General features: G+C 59.5%; 18 protein-coding genes. 16 read left to right on the top strand and 2 right to left on the bottom strand.

What is annotated here, in order from left to right:
* Positions 1-71 precede the first annotated feature (71 nt).
* From dnaE to ispD, 8 genes are all read left to right on the top strand, one after another.
* Complete coding sequence (gene dnaE, locus ACK6BI_RS14625; protein WP_409317621.1) at positions 72-3,593, top strand: DNA polymerase III subunit alpha; 3,522 nt, start codon at positions 72-74, stop codon at positions 3,591-3,593.
* Positions 3,594-3,733: 140 nt separating this feature from the next.
* Positions 3,734-4,681 (top strand): acetyl-CoA carboxylase carboxyltransferase subunit alpha, encoded by a 948-nt coding sequence (locus tag ACK6BI_RS14620; protein ID WP_260522389.1) that lies wholly within the window; start codon positions 3,734-3,736, stop codon positions 4,679-4,681.
* A gap of 146 nt (positions 4,682-4,827) precedes the next feature.
* Positions 4,828-6,156, top strand: coding sequence for a tRNA lysidine(34) synthetase TilS (tilS, locus tag ACK6BI_RS14615; protein ID WP_409317620.1), 1,329 nt, complete (start codon positions 4,828-4,830; stop codon positions 6,154-6,156).
* 274 nt (positions 6,157-6,430) lie between these two features.
* Positions 6,431-8,062 carry a CTP synthase gene (locus ACK6BI_RS14610; protein WP_409317619.1) on the top strand — a complete coding sequence of 544 codons (1,632 nt, stop codon included), beginning with the start codon at positions 6,431-6,433 and terminating at the stop codon, positions 8,060-8,062.
* A 4-nt stretch (positions 8,063-8,066) separates the two neighbouring features.
* On the top strand, positions 8,067-8,912 hold the full coding sequence (gene kdsA / locus ACK6BI_RS14605; protein ID WP_065259203.1) for a 3-deoxy-8-phosphooctulonate synthase: 846 nt from the start codon (positions 8,067-8,069) through the stop codon (positions 8,910-8,912).
* Positions 8,913-9,068: 156 nt separating this feature from the next.
* Complete coding sequence (gene eno, locus ACK6BI_RS14600) at positions 9,069-10,358, top strand: phosphopyruvate hydratase (RefSeq protein ID WP_409317618.1); 1,290 nt, start codon at positions 9,069-9,071, stop codon at positions 10,356-10,358.
* A gap of 171 nt (positions 10,359-10,529) precedes the next feature.
* Entirely contained in the window at positions 10,530-10,808 is a 279-nt protein-coding gene (gene ftsB / locus ACK6BI_RS14595; RefSeq protein WP_003222158.1) for a cell division protein FtsB, read from the top strand.
* Positions 10,805-11,512 (top strand): 2-C-methyl-D-erythritol 4-phosphate cytidylyltransferase, encoded by a 708-nt coding sequence (gene ispD, locus ACK6BI_RS14590; RefSeq protein WP_409317617.1) that lies wholly within the window; start codon positions 10,805-10,807, stop codon positions 11,510-11,512. Before ftsB ends, ispD begins: the two co-directional genes overlap by 4 nt.
* Here the strand turns inward: ispD and ACK6BI_RS14585 are convergent.
* Entirely contained in the window at positions 11,509-12,405 is an 897-nt protein-coding gene (locus tag ACK6BI_RS14585; RefSeq protein WP_260522394.1) for a LysR substrate-binding domain-containing protein, read from the bottom strand. The two genes, ispD and ACK6BI_RS14585, sit on opposite strands and share 4 nt — an antisense overlap.
* A 116-nt stretch (positions 12,406-12,521) precedes the next feature.
* Between ACK6BI_RS14585 and ACK6BI_RS14580 the strand changes: the two genes are divergently transcribed.
* The 8 genes from ACK6BI_RS14580 to rpoS all read left to right on the top strand — a co-directional run bounded on the left by ACK6BI_RS14580 (position 12,522) and on the right by rpoS (position 19,738).
* A complete protein-coding gene (locus ACK6BI_RS14580) occupies positions 12,522-13,634 on the top strand; it encodes an S-(hydroxymethyl)glutathione dehydrogenase/class III alcohol dehydrogenase (RefSeq protein WP_065259207.1) in 1,113 nt (370 codons plus the stop codon).
* A gap of 55 nt (positions 13,635-13,689) precedes the next feature.
* Positions 13,690-14,535, top strand: coding sequence for an S-formylglutathione hydrolase (gene fghA / locus ACK6BI_RS14575; RefSeq protein ID WP_409317616.1), 846 nt, complete (start codon positions 13,690-13,692; stop codon positions 14,533-14,535).
* A 53-nt stretch (positions 14,536-14,588) separates the two neighbouring features.
* Positions 14,589-15,062, top strand: coding sequence for a 2-C-methyl-D-erythritol 2,4-cyclodiphosphate synthase (gene ispF / locus ACK6BI_RS14570; protein WP_409317615.1), 474 nt, complete (start codon positions 14,589-14,591; stop codon positions 15,060-15,062).
* Positions 15,059-16,117 (top strand): tRNA pseudouridine(13) synthase TruD, encoded by a 1,059-nt coding sequence (gene truD, locus ACK6BI_RS14565; protein WP_409317614.1) that lies wholly within the window; start codon positions 15,059-15,061, stop codon positions 16,115-16,117. Before ispF ends, truD begins: the two co-directional genes overlap by 4 nt.
* Positions 16,105-16,854: a 5'/3'-nucleotidase SurE gene (gene surE, locus ACK6BI_RS14560; RefSeq protein ID WP_409317613.1), complete on the top strand. Its 750-nt coding sequence runs from the start codon at positions 16,105-16,107 to the stop codon at positions 16,852-16,854. The genes truD and surE overlap by 13 nt, the downstream gene beginning before the upstream one ends.
* A 41-nt stretch (positions 16,855-16,895) precedes the next feature.
* Positions 16,896-17,531, top strand: coding sequence for a protein-L-isoaspartate(D-aspartate) O-methyltransferase (locus tag ACK6BI_RS14555; RefSeq protein WP_176704451.1), 636 nt, complete (start codon positions 16,896-16,898; stop codon positions 17,529-17,531).
* Between the two features lie 211 nt (positions 17,532-17,742).
* On the top strand, positions 17,743-18,624 hold the full coding sequence (locus tag ACK6BI_RS14550) for a peptidoglycan DD-metalloendopeptidase family protein (RefSeq protein WP_409317612.1): 882 nt from the start codon (positions 17,743-17,745) through the stop codon (positions 18,622-18,624).
* 106 nt (positions 18,625-18,730) lie between these two features.
* Positions 18,731-19,738 (top strand): RNA polymerase sigma factor RpoS, encoded by a 1,008-nt coding sequence (gene rpoS, locus ACK6BI_RS14545; RefSeq protein ID WP_260522398.1) that lies wholly within the window; start codon positions 18,731-18,733, stop codon positions 19,736-19,738.
* Positions 19,739-20,250: 512 nt separating this feature from the next.
* On the opposite strand, the gene fdxA is transcribed toward rpoS, so the two are convergent.
* Positions 20,251-20,574, bottom strand: a complete 324-nt coding sequence (gene fdxA / locus ACK6BI_RS14540) for a ferredoxin FdxA (protein WP_007924025.1) — start codon at positions 20,572-20,574, stop codon at positions 20,251-20,253.
* Between the last annotated feature and the right edge of the window lie 160 nt (positions 20,575-20,734).

Below are 20,734 nucleotides of genomic sequence, written 5' to 3'. Positions count from 1 at the left end.
AGGCTGATGTTTTATTCCGGGCCCGGTACAATCCGGGCCTTGTTGTCTCTATGTAACTGGACAGGATCACTATGCCGGCTTCATTCGTTCATCTACGCCTGCACACTGAATACTCCCTGATCGACGGCCTGGTGCGGATCAAGCCGCTGGTCAAGGCCCTGACCGGCATGGGCATGCCGGCGGTTGCGGTTACCGACCAGAACAACATGTGTTCGCTGGTCAAGTTCTATAAAAACACCATGGCTGCGGGGATCAAGCCGATCTGCGGTGCCGACCTCTGGCTGTCGAACAAGGATCCCGACGGGCCATTGAGCCGGATCAGCCTGCTGGTCATGAATGCCCAGGGCTATCGCAATCTGACCGAACTGATTTCCCGGGGCTTCATCGACGGTCAGCGCAACGGCATGATCATTGTCGAGCGCGAATGGGTGGCCGAAGCCAATGAAGGGCTGATCATGCTGTCCGCTGCGAAAGAGGGCGAGATCGGCATGGCGTTGATCGGCGGCAACCCCGCCGAGGCCGAGGCCCTGACCCGCGAGTGGATGTCGGTGTTCCCGGATCGCTTCTATCTGGAAGTCCAGCGCACCAATCGTCCCAACGACGAAGAACAACTGCACGGCGCCGTGGCCCTGGCCGAGAAGCTCGGCGCACCGCTGGTCGCCACCAACGATGTGCGCTTCATCAAGCAGGAGGATTTCGAGGCTCACGAAACCCGTGTCTGCATCGGTGAAGGCCGTGCCCTCGACGATCCGCGCCGTTCGAAGAACTACAGCGACCAGCAGTACCTGAAAAGCGCCGAGGAAATGGCCGAACTCTTCAGCGACTTGCCGGATGCGGTGGAAAACACCGTCGAGATCGCCAAGCGCTGCAACATCGACGTGAAGCTGGGCAAGCACTTCCTGCCCGACTATCCGATTCCCGATGGCATGACCATCGACGAGTACTTTCGCAAAGTGTCGTTCGACGGTCTGGAAGAGCGTCTGGCGGTTCTGTTGCCCAGGGAGACCACCGAAGACTACGAGGCCAAGCGTCAGGTCTATGTCGACCGGCTGAATTTCGAGCTGGATATCATCATCCAGATGGGGTTCCCCGGTTACTTCCTGATCGTGATGGACTTTATCCAGTGGGCCAAGAACAACGGCGTACCGGTGGGCCCGGGCCGGGGATCGGGTGCCGGATCGCTGGTGGCCTATGTGCAGAAGATCACCGACCTCGATCCGCTGGAATATGACCTGCTGTTCGAACGTTTCCTCAACCCGGAACGGGTTTCCATGCCCGACTTCGACGTCGACTTCTGCATGGACGGTCGCGACCGGGTGATCGACTATGTGGCCGAAAAGTACGGCCGCAATGCGGTGAGCCAGATCATCACCTTCGGTTCCATGGCGGCAAAGGCTGTGGTGCGGGACGTGGCGCGGGCTCAGGGCAAATCCTTCGGCCTGGCCGATCGACTGTCGAAGATGATTCCGTTCGAAGTCGGCATGACCCTGGAAAAAGCCTACGAGCAGGAAGAAATCCTGCGCGACTTCATCAAGGTCGATGAAGAGGCGGCGGAAATCTGGGAGATGGCGCGCAAGCTCGAAGGCGTGGTGCGAAACGTCGGCAAGCACGCCGGTGGCGTGGTGATCGCGCCGACCAAACTGACCGACTTCTCGCCTATCTATTGCGACGAGGCCGGCGACGGTCTGGTGACCCAGTTCGACAAGGACGACGTCGAGGCCGCCGGTCTGGTGAAGTTCGACTTCCTCGGTCTGCGGACCCTGACGATCATCGACTGGGCGCTGAAAACCATCAACCGCGACCGCGCCAAGGTCAACGAGCCGCCACTGGACATCGCGTTCATCCCGCTGGATGACAAGCCGACCTATCAGTTGCTGCAAAAGGCTGAAACCACTGCGGTGTTCCAGCTTGAATCCCGTGGCATGAAAGAGCTGATCAAAAAGCTCAAGCCCGACTGCCTCGAAGACCTTATCGCACTGGTGGCGCTGTTCCGCCCTGGCCCTCTGCAGTCCGGCATGGTGGACGACTTCATCAACCGCAAGCACGGTCGTGCCGAGCTTGCCTATCCGCACCCGGACTACCAGTACGATGGCTTGCAGCCTGTACTGGCTCCGACGTACGGCATCATCCTGTACCAGGAACAGGTGATGCAGATCGCCCAGGTCATGGCCGGCTACACCCTCGGTGGTGCGGACATGCTGCGTCGGGCGATGGGTAAAAAGAAACCCGAGGAAATGGCCAAGCAACGCGGCGGCTTCATCGAGGGTTGCGCGAAGAACAACATCGACGCGGATCTGGCCGGTAACATTTTCGACCTGGTAGAGAAATTCGCCGGTTACGGCTTCAACAAGTCTCACTCTGCCGCCTACGGCCTGGTCTCGTACCAGACCGCCTGGCTGAAGGCTCACTACCCGGCGCCCTTCATGGCCGCGGTACTGTCGGCGGATATGCACAACACCGACAAGGTCGTGACCTTGATCGAAGAAGTGCGCACGATGAAGCTGCGCCTCGACGCGCCGGATGTGAACACTTCGGAGTTCAAGTTCACGGTGAACGATGAGGGCCGCATCGTGTATGGCCTTGGCGCGATCAAAGGCGTCGGCGAGGGCCCGGTGGAAGCGATCACCGAGGCGCGTCAGGACGGTCCGTTCAAGGATCTGTTCGACTTCTGCGCCCGTGTCGACCTCAAGCGTATCAACAAGCGCACGCTGGACGGCCTGATCCGCAGCGGCGCGCTGGATCGCCTCGGCCCGTTCTTCCATGACGAGCAAAAGGCTTATCAGGCCAATATCGACCGCAATCGTGCGGTGTTGCTGGCGGCGATGGAAGAAGCCATCAAGTCGGCCGAACAGACTGCGCGCACCCGAGACAGTGGTCATGCCGACTTGTTTGGCGGGTTGTTCGTCGAGGAAGACGCAGACGTTTACGCGCTGCATCGCAAGGCCAAGGAACTGACCCTCAAGGAACGCCTCAAGGGCGAAAAGGACACCCTCGGCCTGTACCTGACCGGCCATCCGATCGACGAATACGAAGGTGAGATCCGCCGGTTTGCCCGTCAGCGCATCATTGACCTGAAGCCGGCCCGGGATACCCAGACCGTGGCGGGGATGATCATTGCCCTGCGGGTGATGAAGAACAAGAAAGGCGACAAGATGGGTTTCATCACCCTCGACGACCGCTCCGGCCGGATCGAGGCGTCGCTGTTTGCCGACGCCTTCCACTCCGCGCAATCGCTGTTGCAGACCGACGCGATGGTGGTGGTCGAAGGCGAGGTCAGCAACGACGACTTCTCCGGTGGCCTGCGGCTGCGGGTCAAGCGGGTCATGAGCATGGAAGACGCACGCACCAACCTGGCCGAAAGCCTGCGTCTGAAATTGCAGACCCAGGACCTGAAGGGCGATCAGCTACGCTGGTTGGGTGATTTGCTCAAGCGCCATCGCGGGGCGTGCCCGATTACCATGGAGTACACCAGTCCCGATGCGAAGACTTTGCTGCAATTTGGAGAAACCTGGCGGATCGATCCGGCGGATACCTTGATTCAAGCCCTGCGTGACCAGTTCGGGCGAGACAACGTCTTCCTCCAATACCGTTGACCGGCAGGTGAGATCAGACCGCCTGCCCGCAACCTGAATTTTTAATCTCGACCTCAGCGCGCCTCTCCCTTAAGGTAGGGCGCGAATAGACAACCGGCCGGCCCCAAGCTCATTTGGGACACGCCCCAAGACGGACGCCTATGAACCCGAATTTCCTGGATTTCGAACAGCCGATCGCCGACCTGCAAGCCAAGATCGAAGAGTTGCGCTTGGTCGGTAATGACAATTCGCTGAATATTGGCGATGAGATCTCCCGCCTGCAGGACAAGAGCAAGACGCTGACCGAAGACATTTTCGGCAAGCTGACCAGCTGGCAGATCGCACGTCTGGCGCGTCACCCGAAACGTCCATATACCCTGGACTACATCGAGCACATCTTCACCGAGTTCGACGAACTGCACGGTGACCGCCACTTCTCCGACGACGCGGCCATCGTGGGTGGCGTGGCACGTCTGGAAGACCAGCCAGTGATGGTGATCGGTCACCAGAAGGGCCGCGAAGTCCGCGAGAAAGTCCGCCGCAACTTCGGCATGCCGCGTCCAGAAGGCTACCGCAAGGCCTGCCGCCTGATGGAAATGGCCGAACGCTTCAAAATGCCGATCCTGACCTTCATCGACACCCCGGGTGCCTACCCGGGCATCGACGCAGAAGAGCGCAACCAGAGCGAAGCGATTGCCTGGAACCTGCGCGTCATGGCCCGCCTGAAAACCCCGATCATCGCCACCGTGATCGGTGAGGGTGGTTCCGGCGGTGCGCTGGCAATCGGCGTCTGCGATCAGTTGAACATGCTGCAATACTCGACCTACTCGGTGATCTCGCCGGAAGGCTGTGCTTCGATTCTGTGGAAAACCGCAGAAAAGGCGGCGGATGCCGCTGAGGCCATGGGTATCACGGCCGAGCGCCTGAAAGGCCTGGGCATCGTGGACAAAGTGATCAGCGAGCCTCTGGGCGGCGCTCACCGCGATCCGGCTGCCGCTGCTGCTTCGATTCGTGCCGAGCTGAACTCGCAGCTGGAAATGCTGAAGAAGTTCGACAACGAAACGCTGCTCAAGCGTCGTTACGATCGTCTGATGAGCTACGGTCTCTAAGCCGAGCCGTTTCGGCCATCGATGCAAAACACTGTGGGAGCGGGCTTGCCCGCGAATGCGATGTAACATTCAACAACTGTGTTGGCTGTTTCACCGCTTTCGCGAGCAAGCCCGCTCCCACATCTGGTTTGTGAACAGGTAGAAAAATGGGTCAGCCCTCGATTGATTTGCCTTCCAGGCTTCTGCGCAATCTCAAGCCCTGGCTCGGTGCTGCCCATTGGCGCATTGCTTTCTCCGGCGGACTCGACTCCACCGTCCTGCTACACCTTCTGACAACGCTCGCCAAAACCGAATCCCTTCCGGCGCTAAGCGCCCTCCATGTCCATCACGGCCTTCAGGCTGCAGCCGACGCGTGGCCGGCGCATTGTCGGTCTGTCTGTGACGGATTGGGCGTTCCATTGCAGGTCGCTCACGTGACTGTGCAAAAAGGCGCCAGCCTCGAGCGTGTGGCGCGGGATGCCCGTTACGCGGCATTCAGTGCAGCGATTCAGCTCAATGATGTGTTGCTGACCGGCCAGCACCGCGACGATCAGGCCGAAACGCTGCTGTTCCGTCTGCTGCGAGGTGCCGGCGTGCGTGGCCTGTCCGGCATGCCGGCGCAACGGGCGTTGGGACAGGGCAGTCTGGTTCGGCCCTTGCTCGACATCCCGCGTGCCGAACTGGAGGCTTACGCCCGGGCACATGGATTGCGCTGGATCGAGGATCCTTCCAATCAGGATCGACAGTTCTCGCGCAATTACTTGCGTCACCAGGTCATGCCATTGCTGACAGGTCGCTGGTCACAGGCTCAGGCAAGCATGGCCCGCAGTGCAGCGCATCTGCGTGAGGCGCAGGGTTTGCTCGATGAGCTGGCGCAGATCGATCTGGCTCAGGCGAGCGTACCCGGTGCATTCGACTGGCCGGGATTGCCATCACTGGAGTTCGCGGCCATTGCCAGGTTGTCTGATGCGCGTCAGCGAAATGCGCTCAGTCACTGGCTTGAACCGCTCACCCGACTGCCGGATACCGACCACTGGTCGGGTTGGAATGATCTGCGGGATGCCGGTAACGATGCCGCTCCGGTCTGGCGTCTGGCGGATGGGGAACTGCACCGAAGTGCCGGTCGTCTGTGGTGGCTCAGTGGGCAATGGTTGCTCAGGCCGGTGGTCTGCGGCGACTGGCACGAGCCTTCACTGGCGCTACGCTTGCCCGATAACGGACGTGTCATGTTCAGCGGTCAGACTCCTGTAGGGCCGCTGCATATCCGCTATCGGCAGGGCGGTGAGGTGATGCATCTGGCCGATCGCGGTCATCGTGATCTCAAGCGTCTGCTCAATGAGCGCGCGGTGCCGGCCTTTGTGCGTGGCAGATTGCCGCTGCTGTTTCGCGGTGAAGAATTGCTTGCCGTGGCAAACCTGCCGGGGCTCGATGGCAATGCGCTGGAGGGCTGGCGATTGCATTGGCAGCCTTCTGACGAAGATCAAGGTTTGAGATGAAGGGGGCATTCCGGTAGACTACGCTCCCTTCTTGATACAACTTCTGTGGATTCGCCTGAATTGCAGGAGTTGCCGATTACCAAGCAGTCTTTGCTGGGCGATTCCAAAAAATGTGTAGCGAGCAACGTACCGGTGTTTCCACTTCCGGTCTGTCCCAACGCGGCGGTTTTTTTGAAAGGTGCACTGTGATTAATGCAGGTGATCGGGGGCTTCGGCCTTCCTTCGCTTTCCCCGGCGGCTCGGACCGCTTTAACGCAGACTTCTAGGGTTTTTCATGACGCGCTACATATTCGTCACGGGCGGTGTTGTTTCTTCTTTGGGGAAAGGCATTGCATCGGCTTCATTGGCGGCCATCCTGGAGGCGCGGGGGCTTAAGGTCACCATGCTGAAGCTGGATCCGTACATCAACGTCGATCCGGGCACCATGAGCCCGTTCCAGCACGGTGAAGTGTTCGTCACCCACGACGGCGCCGAGACCGACCTGGACCTGGGCCACTACGAGCGGTTCATCCGCACGACCATGACCCAGAACAACAACTTCACCACCGGCCGTGTCTACGAGCACGTGCTGCGCAAAGAGCGCCGTGGTGACTACCTGGGTGCAACCATCCAGGTGATTCCGCACATCACCGACGAAATCAAGCGTCGCATCATCAAGGGTGCCGGCGATGCCGACGTGGCACTGGTGGAAATCGGCGGTACCGTTGGCGACATCGAGTCGCAACCGTTCCTCGAAGCCATCCGTCAACTGCGTGTGGAAGTCGGTTCCAAGCGGGCGATGCTGATGCACCTGACCCTGGTTCCGTACATCGCCACCGCTGGCGAGACCAAGACCAAGCCGACCCAGCACTCCGTGAAAGAGCTGCGTTCGATCGGCCTGCAGCCAGACGTGCTGATCTGCCGCTCCGACCATCCGGTGGATGTGTCGTCGCGTCGCAAGATCGCGCTGTTCACCAACGTTGAAGAGCGTGCGGTGATCTCCCTGGAAGACGTCGACACCATCTACAAGATTCCGGCCGTGCTGCACGCCCAGGGTCTGGACGACTTCGTCGTCGAGCGTTTTGGCCTGCAATGCAATGGCGCCGACCTGTCCGAATGGGAAAAGGTCGTCGATGCCAAGCTCAATCCGGAGCACGAAGTCACCATCGCGATGGTCGGCAAGTACATGGAATTGCTGGATGCCTACAAGTCGCTGATCGAAGCGATGAGTCATGCCGGCATTACCAACCGCACCAAGGTCAACCTGCGTTACATCGATTCCGAAGACATCGAGAACCAGGGCACTGCGCTGCTGGAAGGTGCCGACGCGATCCTCGTACCGGGCGGCTTCGGTCTGCGTGGCGTGGAAGGCAAGATCACTGCCGTTCAGTACGCTCGCGAAAACAAGGTTCCGTATCTGGGTATCTGCCTGGGCATGCAAGTGGCGGTCATCGAGTTCGCCCGTAACGTGCTGGGCTGGAAAGACGCCAACTCCACCGAGTTCGATCGCGCCAGCGGTCATCCGGTCGTGGGTCTGATCACCGAGTGGGCAGACGCCACCGGTGCCGTCGAGGTGCGTACCGAAGCGTCCGATCTGGGCGGCACCATGCGCCTCGGCGCTCAGGAATGCCTGCTCGAACCCGGCTCCAGGGTACATGACTGCTACGGCAAGGATGTGATTGTCGAGCGTCACCGTCACCGTTACGAAGTGAACAACAACCTGCTGCCGCAAATCATCGAGGCCGGCCTGAAGATCTCCGGTCGTTCTTCCGATGCAGCGCTGGTTGAAGTGGTCGAGGCTCCGGATCATCCATGGTTCGTCGCTTGCCAGTTCCACCCGGAATTCACCTCGACGCCACGTGACGGTCACCCGCTGTTCAGCGGTTTCGTGAAAGCAGCGTTGGCTCAACACCAGAAGAAGGCGTAACCCGATGGCACAGAAGATCATCCGCGTCGGCGACATCGAGATTGCCAACGACAAACCCATGGTGCTGTTCGGCGGCATGAACGTGCTGGAAAGCCGTGACATGGCCATGCAGGTTTGCGAAGAGTATGTGAAGGTCACCGAGAAGCTCGGTATCCCTTACGTGTTCAAGGCCAGTTTCGACAAGGCCAACCGTTCTTCTGTGACCTCCTATCGCGGTCCTGGCCTGGAAGAGGGCATGCGCATCTTCCAGGACATCAAACAAGCCTTCGGCGTACCGATCATCACCGACGTCCACGAGCCTGACCAGGCCGCGGTCGTCGCCGAAGTCTGCGACATCATCCAGCTGCCGGCCTTCCTGTCGCGCCAGACCGATCTGGTCGTGGCGATGGCGAAAACCGGTGCGGTGATCAACATCAAGAAAGCCCAGTTCCTCGCGCCTCAGGAAATGAAGCACATCCTGAACAAGTGCGTGGAAGCGGGTAATGATCAGTTGATCCTCTGCGAGCGGGGTTCGAGCTTCGGCTACAACAACCTCGTGGTCGACATGCTCGGCTTCGGCATCATGAAGCAGTTCGAGTACCCGGTATTCTTCGACGTGACCCATTCGCTGCAAATGCCTGGCGGACGTTCCGACTCCGCCGGCGGTCGTCGCGCCCAGGTCACCGACCTGGCCAAGGCAGGCATGAGCCAGTCGCTGGCGGGTCTGTTCCTCGAAGCTCACCCGGATCCGGACAACGCCAAATGCGACGGCCCTTGCGCCTTGCGCCTGGACAAACTGGAGCCATTCCTGGCCCAGCTCAAAGCCCTGGACGAACTGGTGAAGAGTTTTCCGACGGTAGAAACCGCGTAAACCTCAATTCTCCGGTAAAGTACCGCACGATTTGTCGCTCATGCCCTCGGGCATGAGCGTTGTCGTCTGCAAGCTGCCCGCTGTAAACCACTTGCCGACGGTCAAAAGATTTCCTCTAGCTGCGTCGTTTTCGTCAACTTTGGAGTGTTTACAACAATGGCAAAAATCGTCGACATCAAAGGTCGTGAAGTTCTCGACTCCCGTGGCAATCCCACCGTGGAAGCGGACGTGCTTCTCGACAACGGCATCATCGGCAGCGCCTGCGCGCCGTCCGGTGCATCCACTGGCTCGCGTGAAGCGCTCGAGCTGCGTGATGGCGACAAGAGCCGTTACCTGGGCAAGGGCGTGCTCAAGGCGGTAGCCAACATCAACGGTCCGATCCGCGATCTGCTGCTGGGCACCGACCCAAGCGACCAGAAAGCCCTGGATCACGCGATGATCAAGCTCGACGGTACCGAAAACAAGGCGAACCTGGGCGCCAACGCCATCCTCGCCGTTTCCCTGGCCGCGGCCAAGGCAGCTGCACAGGATCAGGACCTGCCGCTGTACGCACACATCGCCAACCTGAACGGCACCCCGGGTGTGTACTCGATGCCGGTTCCAATGATGAACATCATCAACGGTGGCGAACACGCCGACAACAACGTCGACATCCAGGAGTTCATGGTTCAGCCGGTCGGCGCCAAGACTTTCTCGGAAGGTCTGCGCATGGGCACCGAGATTTTCCATCACCTGAAAGCTGTTCTGAAGGCTCGTGGCCTGAACACCGCCGTGGGTGACGAAGGTGGTTTCGCGCCTAACCTGTCGTCCAACGAAGACGCCCTGTCGGCGATCGCCGAAGCTGTCGCCAACGCTGGCTACAAGCTGGGCACCGACGTGACCCTGGCCCTGGACTGCGCCGCCAGCGAGTTCTTCGAAGACGGCAAGTACAACCTTTCCGGCGAAGGCAAGTCCTTCGACGCCGAAGGTTTCGCCGATTACCTGAAAGGTCTGACCGAGCGCTTCCCGATCATCTCCATCGAAGACGGCCTGGACGAGTCCGACTGGGCTGGCTGGAAGATCCTCACCGACAAGATCGGCGACAAGGTGCAACTGGTCGGCGACGACCTGTTCGTGACCAATACCAAGATCCTGAAAGAAGGCATCGACAAGAAGATCGCCAACTCGATCCTGATCAAGTTCAACCAGATCGGCTCCCTGACCGAAACCCTGGAAGCCATCCAGATGGCCAAGGCTGCCGGTTACACTGCCGTGATCTCGCACCGCTCGGGCGAAACCGAAGATTCGACCATCGCCGACCTGGCCGTGGGCACCTCGGCTGGCCAGATCAAGACCGGCTCGCTGTGCCGTTCCGACCGCGTTTCCAAGTACAACCAACTGCTGCGTATCGAAGAGCAGTTGAATGGCAAGGCCAAGTACAACGGCCGCTCCGAGTTTCGCGGCTGAGCAGTAAATGATAGAAAGACACCGGATTGTGTCGGAAAAGTCGTGACAGCGATGGATTTGCCACTAATCTGATGCCTTATATGCACAAGCCTGGATATTCCAGGCTTCGTGCTATCAGATGCTTCAAAGTTTTTGCGTGGCTGTCTTTTTTCACTGGATACCTGATATTCGATGCGCAGTCCTTACTGGTTGTTTCTCGTCTTGCTCTTGCTGCTGGCCGGTCTGCAGTACCGCCTGTGGGTGGGCAATGGCAGTCTGGCGCAAGTTGCCGAACTGAATCAGCAGATCGCTGATCAACACGCCGAGAACGAAGCCTTGCTGGAGCGCAACCGGGTGATGGACGCTGAAGTCAGCGAGTTGAAGAAAGGCATGGAGACCGTTGAAGAGCGCGCTCGTCACGAGCTGGGCATGGTCAAGGACGGCGAAACCCTTTACCAGTTGGCCCAATGATCGATTCCCTGCCGGCCTTCTGGGCCGTGATTCCTGCCGCGGGCGTCGGTGCCCGTATGGCCGCGGACCGTCCCAAGCAATATCTGCAACTGGGCGGGCGCACAATTCTCGAACACAGCCTCGGCTGTTTCCTCGATCACCCGAGCCTCAAAGGGCTGGTGGTCAGTCTGGCTGTCGATGATCCTTATTGGCCGGACCTGGCCAGCGCCAGCGATCCGCGAATTCAACGGGTCGAGGGTGGCGCCGAGCGTTCCGGTTCGGTGCTCAACGCCTTGCTGCATTTGCACGCGCAAGGTGCCGACGATGAGGATTGGGTGTTGGTGCACGATGCGGCACGACCGAATCTGAGCCGTGACGATCTGGACAAGTTGCTCGCCGAGCTGGCAAACGATCCGGTAGGCGGTTTGCTGGCCGTGCCGGCGCGCGACACCCTGAAGCGGGTCGACAAGCACGGTCGTGTGGTCGAAACCGTGGACCGCAGCGTGATCTGGCAGGCGTACACGCCGCAGATGTTCCGCCTCGGCGCACTGCACCGCGCATTGGCGGACAGTCTGGTCGCCGATGCGGTCATTACTGATGAAGCTTCGGCGATGGAGTGGGCCGGCATGGCGCCGCGTCTGATCGAGGGCCGTTCGGATAACCTGAAAGTCACCCGTCCGGAAGACCTGGAATGGTTGCGCCAGCGATGGGCCAACCGTCGTTAAATCCGGTACTCCGGCTGTTCGGCCAGACCCTCCTTGAGAAAATCCACCAGCTTGCGCACCTTCGGCGACAAGTGCCGTTGTTGTGGATACAACGCCCACACCGCCGTGTTCGGCGGTTGATGCGCCTCCAGCAGCGAAATCAGCGCGCCGCTGTGCAGATGCTCCAGCACGTAATAATCCGGCAACTGACACAGACCGACGCCTTGTAGCGCCGCATCCAGCACCGCTTGCCCACTGTTGCAACGCCAGTTTCCCTGCACCCGCTGGGAAAATTCCCGCCCGTTCTGCTCCAGCTGCCAGATATCCGAGCTGCCGATCAGGCAGTTGTGTCGGCTCAGTTCCGACAAACTGTGTGGTCGACCGTACCGTTCGAGGTAGGACGGCGACGCGCAAAGATACATGCGTCGTGGTGCCAGTCGGGTTGCCACCAATCGGGAATCCTGAAGACGCCCGAGACGGATCGCCAGATCCAGCCCTTCATGGACCAGATCGAGTTGCCGGTTGGTCAACTCGATATCGATGCGCAGTTGTGGGTAGTGCCCCATGAACCGGGTCACCAGCGGCACGATGAAGCGCTCGCCATACGCCACGGCGCAAGTCATACGCAGCATGCCTTTGGGTTCGCTGGTCAGGTCGCCGACCGCGCGCAACGCTTCTTCGCGACCATCCTGCAGACGCTGACAATGTTGCAGAAAAGTCTGACCGGCCTCCGTCAGCGTCACTCTACGGGTGCTTCGGTACAGCAGGCGCGTCTGTAAACGCTCTTCCAGTCGTACGATTTGACGGCTGATATGTGAGGAAGAAACGCCCAGGCGTTCGGCAGCGGCGGTGAACTGACTGCATTCGGCAACGGCGACGAACTCGTCGATGCCTTCCCAGCGGTTCTCGGACATCGGGATTATCCCTGTGTGGCAATAATGTTTTGCTTTTGTCCGGATTATTCATCAATAGACGCTGAACTACACTGGCGATCTGGTTTTTTATTCAATGGATTCACTGGAGAGTCAGCATGATCAAGTCCCGCGCCGCCGTTGCCTTCGAGGCCAAGAAGCCGCTGGAAATCGTAGAAGTGGATGTCGCCATGCCCAAGGCCGGTGAAGTGTTGCTGCGCGTGGTGGCTTCCGGGGTTTGCCACACTGACGCCTACACCCTGTCCGGTGCTGATCCGGAAGGTATCTTCCCGTCGATCCTCGGTCATGAAGGGGGCGCCATCGTCGAAGCGATCGGCGAGGGCGTGACCTCGGTCGCTGTCGGCGACCACGTGATCCCGCTGTACACCCCGGAATGCGGCCAGTGCAAATTCTGCAAGTCGGGCAAGACCAACCTGTGCCAGGCGATTCGCGCCACTCAGGGTAAAGGCCTGATGCCGGATGGCACTTCGCGTTTTTCCTACAAGGGCCAAACGATTTTCCACTACATGGGTACTTCGACCTTCTCCGAGTACACCGTGCTGCCGGAAATCTCGGTGGCGAAAATCTCCAAGGATGCGCCGCTGGAAAAGGTTTGCCTGCTCGGTTGCGGCGTGACCACCGGTATCGGTGCTGTGATCAACACCGCCAAGGTCAAACCGGGCGACACCGTGGCCATCTTCGGTCTCGGCGGCATCGGTCTGTCGGCGGTGATTGGCGCGGTAAAGGCCAAGGCCTCGCGCATCATTGCCATCGACATCAACCCGGCCAAGTTTGAAATCGCCAGGCAACTGGGGGCTACCGACTGTGTGAATCCGAAAGATTTCGATCGTCCGATCCAGGAAGTGATCGTCGACATGACCGATGGCGGTGTCGACTTCTCCTTCGAATGCATCGGCAACGTGCAACTGATGCGCGCAGCCCTCGAGTGCTGCCATAAAGGTTGGGGCGAGTCGGTGATCATCGGTGTCGCCGGTGCCGGCCAGGAAATCGCCACCCGTCCGTTCCAGCTGGTGACCGGTCGTGTCTGGCGCGGTTCGGCGTTTGGCGGCGTGCGTGGCCGTACCGAATTGCCAAGCTATGTCGACATGGCGCAGAGCGGCGAAATCCCGCTGGATACCTTCATCACCCACACCATGGGCCTGGAAGACATCAACAAGGCCTTCGATCTGATGCACGAAGGCAAGAGCATCCGCACCGTCATTCATTTCTGATCAATCGCGATGCCACGGTTGCCAGTGTGCAGCCGTGGTTGCGTAGGAGTCCTACATGAATCTGGAAAACATCTCCTGTCAGAAAAGTTTCGGCGGCTGGCACAAACGCTATCGGCATCGCTCCGAGGTGCTGGGCTGCGACATGGTGTTCGCCGTGTACCTGCCGCCGCAGGCAGAGCAGGGCGGCAAGTTGCCGGTGCTGTATTGGCTGTCGGGCCTGACCTGCACGGACGAGAACTTCATGCAGAAAGCCGGCGCGATGCGCATGGCGGCCGAACTCGGCCTGATCATTGTGGCGCCGGACACCAGCCCGCGTGGCCCGGATGTACCGGGTGATCCGGATGGCGCATGGGATTTCGGTCTCGGTGCCGGGTTCTATGTGAATGCCACGCAGGAGCCTTGGTCGCGGCATTATCGGATGCATGACTATGTCGTGCAGGAATTGCCTTCACTGGTTGAGGCGCATTTCCCGGCTTCGGAAAAGCGCAGCATCAGCGGTCACTCCATGGGCGGGCACGGCGCATTGGTATGCGCATTGCGCAATCCGGGGCGCTACCGGTCAGTGTCCGCGTTTTCGCCGATCAACAACCCGATGGATTGCCCGTGGGGGCAGAAGGCATTCACCCGTTATCTGGGCGAAGACCGTTCGAAGTGGCGCGAGTGGGATGCCTGTGCGCTGATTGCCGAGGCCGACGAGAAACTGCCATTGCTGGTCGATCAGGGTGACCGCGACGATTTCCTCGCCACTCAGCTCAAGCCCGAAGCCCTGCAACAAGCGGCAAAACAGGCGGGACATCCGCTGACATTGCGCCTGCAACCGGGCTACGACCACAGCTATTTCTTCATTGCGAGCTTCATTGACGACCACTTGCAGCATCACGCACGCGCTCTAGGCGCCTAACGCCTGACAAAGCAGGTAGAATCACGCCCTGACAAAATTCGGGGCGTTTTTTTATGCGTATTGGCCACGGCTATGATGTGCACCGTTTCGCTGAAGGCGATTTCATTACTCTGGGCGGCGTGCGAATCGCACACGGCTTCGGGCTGCTCGCTCACTCCGACGGTGACGTCCTGCTGCATGCCTTGAGCGACGCCCTGCTCGGCGCGGCGGCGCTGGGTGATATCGGCAAGCATTTCCCGGACACCGACCCGCAATTCAAGGGCGCCGACAGCCGTGTGCTGTTGCGTCATGTGGTCAGTCTGATCCACGCCAAAGGCTGGAAAGTCGGCAACGTCGACAACACCATCGTCGCTCAGGCACCGAAAATGGCGCCCCATATCGAATCCATGCGTGCGCTGATTGCCGCGGACCTGCAAATAGAACTGGATCAAGTGAACGTGAAAGCCACCACCACCGAGAAGCTTGGTTTCGTCGGTCGCGAAGAAGGCATCGCCGTGCATTCCGTTGCCTTGTTGCTGCGCGCATGAACGAACGGCAACTGCTCGGCCCGCGGGCCTATGGCGACGTCCTCGGCACCGCAGTGCTGAAAGCCATCGCCGAAGATTTCCAGGTCGATGAGGTGCTCGACATTCCGTTCAGCGGTGACGGCGAGCATCTGTGGATCTGGGTGGAAAAGCGCGGCCTGAACACTGAAGAGGCCGCACGACGTATCGCCAGGGCAGCCGGCGTGCCGCTGCGCACGGTCAGCTATGCCGGTCTGAAAGACCGTCAGGCACTGACTCGCCAGTGGTTCAGCGTGCAACTGCCGGGCAAGGCCGATCCGGATCTGTCGGCAGCGGAAAACGACACGCTGAAGATCCTCAAGACCACCCGTCACAAGCGCAAGCTGCAACGCGGTGCGCATTCGGCAAACGGTTTTACCTTGCGCCTGACTCAATTCAATGGCGACAAGGCTGCCATTGACGAACGCCTGCAACAGATCGCCCGGCAAGGTATCCCGAACTACTTCGGCGCCCAGCGTTTCGGCCATGATGGCGGCAACGTCGCCGATGCCCGTTCATGGGCGGCGCGCAAGGCCCTGCCGGAGCAGCGCAATGTACGTTCGCGCCTGCTGTCGGCTGCACGCAGTTACCTGTTCAATCAGGTGCTGGCGGCGCGCGTTGCCGATGGCACCTGGCAGCGCGCCCAGGTCGGCGATCTGCTGGCGTTCACCGACAGCCGCAGCTTTTTCCCGGCAGGTGAAGCCGAGTGCAGCGATCCGCGCCTGGCGATTCTCGATTTGCATCCGACCGGTCCGCAGTGGGGGGAAGGTGACTCACCGGCCGCCGGTGCTGTCCATGATCTGGAGCAGGCGATCGCCGCACGCGAAACGGATCTGCGCGATTGGTTGATTAATGCCGGTATGAGCCACGAACGTCGCATCCTGCGGCTGCCCATTGGCGGGTTGACGTGGCATTATCCCGAGCCTGACATTCTGCAACTGGAATTCGTCCTCCCGGCCGGATGCTTCGCCACCGCATTGGTGCGCGAACTCGTTGATCTGGTGCCGGTGGGGCAGACGGACAGCCCATGCGTATTCTGATTTCAAACGATGATGGGGTAACCGCACCCGGTCTCGCCGCGCTTTACGCTGCGCTGGCGGATTACACCGAATGCGTGGTTATCGCCCCGGAGCAGGACAAAAGCGGCGCCAGCAGTTCGCTGACGCTGGATCGTCCACTGCACCCGCAATACCTGGACAATGGCTTCATCAGTCTCAACGGTACGCCCACCGACTGCGTGCATCTGGGGCTCAACGGCCTGCTGGAGCGCGAGCCGGACATGGTGGTTTCGGGCATCAACCTCGGCGCCAACCTGGGTGACGACGTGTTGTATTCCGGAACGGTGGCGGCGGCCCTCGAGGGTCGTTTTCTCGAACGCCCATCGTTTGCCTTTTCGCTGGTTTCCCGGCAAGTGGAGAATCTGCCCACGGCCGCCCACTTTGCGCGCAAGCTGGTCCAGGCCCACGCGGGGCTCGATCTGCCACCGCGCACGGTACTGAACGTGAACATTCCCAACCTGCCTGTCGATCACATTCGCGGCATTCAATTGACCCGCCTCGGGCACCGCGCCCGTGCGGCGGCGCCGATGAAAGTGGTCGATCCCCGTGGCAAGGCCGGTTACTGGATCGCCGCCGCGGGAGACGCAGAGGACGGCGGGCCGGGCACCGATTTCCATGCAGTGATGCAGGGTTATGTTTCCATCACTCCGTTGATGCTCGATCGCACCTTCAATGATGCGTTCAGAAGTCTCGACGGCTGGCTGGAGGGGCTCGACTGATGGCTCGTGAACAAGACGACCGGTTGCGCAGCGGCATCGGGATGACCTCCCAGCGAACCCGTGAACGCCTGATCCAGCGTCTCTATGAAGAAGGCTTGTCCAACGCCAGTGTGCTGGAAGTGATCCGTCGCACGCCGCGCCATCTCTTCGTCGACGAAGCGCTGGCGCACCGTGCCTATGAAGACACTGCGCTGCCGATCGGCCACAACCAGACCATCTCCCAGCCTTATATGGTGGCGCGCATGAGCGAGTTATTGCTCGAAGCGGGTCCGCTGGACAAAGTGCTGGAGATCGGTACCGGTTCCGGCTACCAGACGGCGGTGTTATCGCAACTGGTCGAGCGGGTGTTCTCCGTCGAGCGGATCAAGGTGCTGCAGGACCGGGCCAAGGAAAGGCTGGTTGAACTCAACCTGCGTAACGTGGTGTTCCGCTGGGGCGATGGCTGGGAAGGCTGGCCGGCACTGGCGCCTTATAACGGCATCATCGTGACGGCCGTGGCGACCGATGTTCCGCAGGCGCTGCTCGATCAGCTGGCACCGGGCGGGCGAATGGTCATACCGGTCGGCTCGGGCGAAGTTCAGCAATTGATGTTGATCGTGCGCGAAGAAAACGGCTTCTCGCGACATGTTCTCGGGGCGGTTCGCTTTGTGCCATTGCTCAACGGGCCGCTGGCCTGAGCATTTGTTTTTCGGCGCTGAATTCCTTGCGAGTGCACCTGTCTTACAGCGGCACCGATTGTTTAAACGGAATTCATCATCCATGAGCAAACGTGTGCGCCGGGCGATAACGCTTCATTAAAGGTAAAGCCGGATTCGCCCGTTATACTTGCGACGTTACAGGCCGAAATCGGCCATCCACATTTTTCAGCCACCACAAAGGGAGCGGCGGGTGAGTCTCACAGTCATTGCGCAGCGTATGGGTAACACGAGCTTTCAGCGCCTGGTGACTGGCCTTGTCTTGAGCACCTTGCTGGTCGGTTGCTCCAGCACCAAATCGAAAAACGTGCGGGTCGTCGATCGTAACAACGCGGTGGCCCAGCGTCCTACAGTGACGACCGGGCAGTATGTAGTCCGTCCGGGTGACACACTGTTTTCCATCGCGTTTCGCTACGGCTGGGACTACAAAGCGCTCGCTGCCCGGAACAACATTCCTACGCCGTACACGATCCACCCGGGTCAGACAATTCGCTTCGACGGTCGCCCGGGTTCAACGCCGACAGCGGTGGTGAGCAACAGCGCTTCTGCACCGTCTTCGTCCAGCAAAACCACGATAATCCGGCGCCAGGCAAATGGCACGACGACCACCACAACCACCGGTTCCGGGGCTGCATCCACGACGGTTGTACCGTCCGTCGCCAACAAGCCGGCACCGGCGCCATTGCCTCCTCCGGGCCCGGCCCCGACCGGCTGGGGATGGCCATCTAATGGCATTCTGATTGGTAAATTCTCTTCAAACGGTAGTTTGAATAAAGGAATTGATATCGCCGGAGATTTGGGACAGCCTGTTTTAGCTGCGTCTGATGGGACGGTGGTTTACGCCGGGAGTGGCTTAAGGGGCTACGGCGAATTGGTCATCATCAAACACAGCGAAACCTACGTCAGTGCTTACGGACACAACCGTCGGCTGTTGGTACGGGAGGGGCAGCAGGTCAAGGTCGGACAGACAATTGCCGAAATGGGGTCAACGGGTACAGACCGGGTGAAACTGCATTTTGAGATTCGCCGACAAGGTAAACCTGTAGATCCGCTGCAGTTCCTGCCAAGACGTTGATTTGCAGACCAGCCTGTTCCGTCACGTAGAGGGGACAGGCTCCAGCGTTGCCAAGGATAAAGGCGCCGCTTGAGCTTGGGGTCGAACTCACCAAAGGACTATAACAATGGCTCTCAGTAAAGAAGTGCCGGAGTTTGACATCGACGATGAGGTTCTCCTGATGGAGACCGCCATCGATTCGGATTCGATGTCGAATGATGAAGGGGCTGCTCCACCTTCCGTTCGTGCCAAATCCAAACACTCCGCTTCACTCAAGCAACACAAATACATCGACTACACTCGGGCACTCGATGCCACGCAGTTGTATCTCAACGAAATCGGCTTTTCCCCATTGCTCTCCCCGGAGGAAGAAGTTCATTTTGCGCGTCTGTCGCAAAGTGGCGATCCTGCCGGACGCAAGCGCATGATCGAAAGTAACCTGCGGCTGGTGGTCAAGATCGCCCGGCGTTACGTCAATCGGGGGCTGTCGCTGCTGGATCTGATCGAAGAGGGCAACCTCGGGCTGATCCGGGCGGTGGAAAAGTTCGATCCCGAGCGCGGCTTCCGCTTCTCGACCTACGCGACCTGGTGGATCCGTCAGACCATCGAGCGCGCGATCATGAATCAGACCCGGACCATCCGGCTGCCGATCCATGTGGTCAAGGAGCTCAACGTGTACCTGAGGGCCGCACGGGAGTTGACGCAAAAGCTCGATCACGAACCTTCACCCGAAGAAATCGCCAACCTGCTGGAGAAACCGGTGGGCGAGGTCAAGCGCATGCTGGGCCTGAACGAGCGTGTTTCTTCGGTCGACGTCTCGCTGGGTCCGGATTCGGATAAAACCCTGCTGGACACCCTTACGGATGACCGTCCGACAGATCCATGCGAACTGCTGCAGGACGACGATCTGTCGCAGAGCATTGATCAATGGCTCTCGGAGCTGACCGACAAGCAACGCGAAGTGGTGGTCCGCCGCTTCGGCCTGCGCGGTCACGAGAGCAGCACGCTGGAAGATGTAGGCCTTGAGATTGGCCTGACCCGGGAACGGGTGAGACAGATCCAGGTTGAAGGCCTCAAGCGTCTGCGCGAGATCCTTGAAAAGAATGGCCTGTCGAGCGAGTCGCTGTTTCAGTAAGCGTTTCGCCTGATCGCCCCCAAAAAGCCCCGACCTGTTCGGGGCTTTTTGCTGCCTGGCTTTGACACGCTTTTCGAATCATGCCGGAAGGTCATCTGTTCCCGGGTTTGTAGTCTCCCGGTGTAAGCCCTGGCTTACTCTTTCGTAAGTGTTCGTTATTTTTACACTGTGGAGGACATCCATTGAACTGTAAGCGTGCATTTAAACTATTGATTTATATGAATATTTTTAGATGTTAAATGCTTATGACACGAGGTTTTACCGGAACGGGCCGGTTGCTCGAACCAGGGAACTCTTTAGTATTCGGGGTGTGTCGACGGATAGACACGCCCTTCAAGGAAGAAGGGAATGGACATCGCAGGACGCGATTCATCAGGACGATGAAAAGGAACACAGGGAATAGGGAAAAAATGTGGGCGGGTCAAACCGCCCCTTTTTTTTGCTTGAAGAAAAGCAAGACACAGAAAAGCAAAAAGGCCCTCGTGGGGCCTTTTGCATGAACGCAGAGGGAATCAGCGTTCGAGGTCTTTGATCTTGCCTTTGACCCCATCCCACTCTTCGGCGTCCGGCAGCGAATCTTTCTTTTCGGTGATGTTCGGCCAGATTTCGGCCAGTTCAACGTTCAGCTGGATGAATTCCTGCATTTCTTCCGGAACCTCGTCCTCGGAGAAAATGGCGACGGCCGGGCATTCAGGTTCGCACAGTGCGCAGTCGATGCATTCATCCGGGTGAATCACCAGGAAGTTCGGGCCTTCGTAAAAGCAGTCCACCGGACAGACTTCTACGCAGTCGGTGTACTTGCACTTGATGCAGTTGTCGGTGACGACGAAGGTCATTTCTAATTTTCTCCTCAGGCGGCGGCAGCGTTGCCCCTTCACGGTTGGGGTCGCCAGGTTCGGGAGCGATGTCTGCCGGTCAGGCTAATAGCCGGCAGCATCCCGAACCGCGCGAGATTCTAACAGCTTGAAGCCGTTTGCGTTATATCCGCTTCTTCAG

This window comes from Pseudomonas sp. KCJK9016 (genome assembly GCF_046231795.1).
Lineage (GTDB): Bacteria > Pseudomonadota > Gammaproteobacteria > Pseudomonadales > Pseudomonadaceae > Aquipseudomonas > Aquipseudomonas bananamidigenes.
Note: the sequence above shows the minus strand (reverse complement) of the source record. Positions and strands in the feature narration are given on the sequence as shown.

What these genes read in the sequence shown, in the direction of transcription:
- kdsA (WP_065259203.1), top strand. Translation starts at nt 8,067, where the DNA reads ATGGCACAGAAGATCATCCGCGTCGGCGACATCGAGATTGCCAACGAC.
- ACK6BI_RS14610 (WP_409317619.1), top strand. Translation starts at nt 6,431, where the DNA reads ATGACGCGCTACATATTCGTCACGGGCGGTGTTGTTTCTTCTTTGGGG.
- ACK6BI_RS14555 (WP_176704451.1), top strand. Translation starts at nt 16,896, where the DNA reads ATGACCTCCCAGCGAACCCGTGAACGCCTGATCCAGCGTCTCTATGAA.
- fghA (WP_409317616.1), top strand. Translation starts at nt 13,690, where the DNA reads ATGAATCTGGAAAACATCTCCTGTCAGAAAAGTTTCGGCGGCTGGCAC.
- dnaE (WP_409317621.1), top strand. Translation starts at nt 72, where the DNA reads ATGCCGGCTTCATTCGTTCATCTACGCCTGCACACTGAATACTCCCTG.
- ACK6BI_RS14585 (WP_260522394.1), bottom strand. Translation starts at nt 12,405, where the DNA reads ATGTCCGAGAACCGCTGGGAAGGCATCGACGAGTTCGTCGCCGTTGCC.
- ACK6BI_RS14620 (WP_260522389.1), top strand. Translation starts at nt 3,734, where the DNA reads ATGAACCCGAATTTCCTGGATTTCGAACAGCCGATCGCCGACCTGCAA.
- truD (WP_409317614.1), top strand. Translation starts at nt 15,059, where the DNA reads ATGAACGAACGGCAACTGCTCGGCCCGCGGGCCTATGGCGACGTCCTC.
- ispF (WP_409317615.1), top strand. Translation starts at nt 14,589, where the DNA reads ATGCGTATTGGCCACGGCTATGATGTGCACCGTTTCGCTGAAGGCGAT.
- ispD (WP_409317617.1), top strand. Translation starts at nt 10,805, where the DNA reads ATGATCGATTCCCTGCCGGCCTTCTGGGCCGTGATTCCTGCCGCGGGC.
- rpoS (WP_260522398.1), top strand. Translation starts at nt 18,731, where the DNA reads ATGGCTCTCAGTAAAGAAGTGCCGGAGTTTGACATCGACGATGAGGTT.
- fdxA (WP_007924025.1), bottom strand. Translation starts at nt 20,574, where the DNA reads ATGACCTTCGTCGTCACCGACAACTGCATCAAGTGCAAGTACACCGAC.
- surE (WP_409317613.1), top strand. Translation starts at nt 16,105, where the DNA reads ATGCGTATTCTGATTTCAAACGATGATGGGGTAACCGCACCCGGTCTC.
- ftsB (WP_003222158.1), top strand. Translation starts at nt 10,530, where the DNA reads ATGCGCAGTCCTTACTGGTTGTTTCTCGTCTTGCTCTTGCTGCTGGCC.
- tilS (WP_409317620.1), top strand. Translation starts at nt 4,828, where the DNA reads ATGGGTCAGCCCTCGATTGATTTGCCTTCCAGGCTTCTGCGCAATCTC.
- ACK6BI_RS14580 (WP_065259207.1), top strand. Translation starts at nt 12,522, where the DNA reads ATGATCAAGTCCCGCGCCGCCGTTGCCTTCGAGGCCAAGAAGCCGCTG.
- eno (WP_409317618.1), top strand. Translation starts at nt 9,069, where the DNA reads ATGGCAAAAATCGTCGACATCAAAGGTCGTGAAGTTCTCGACTCCCGT.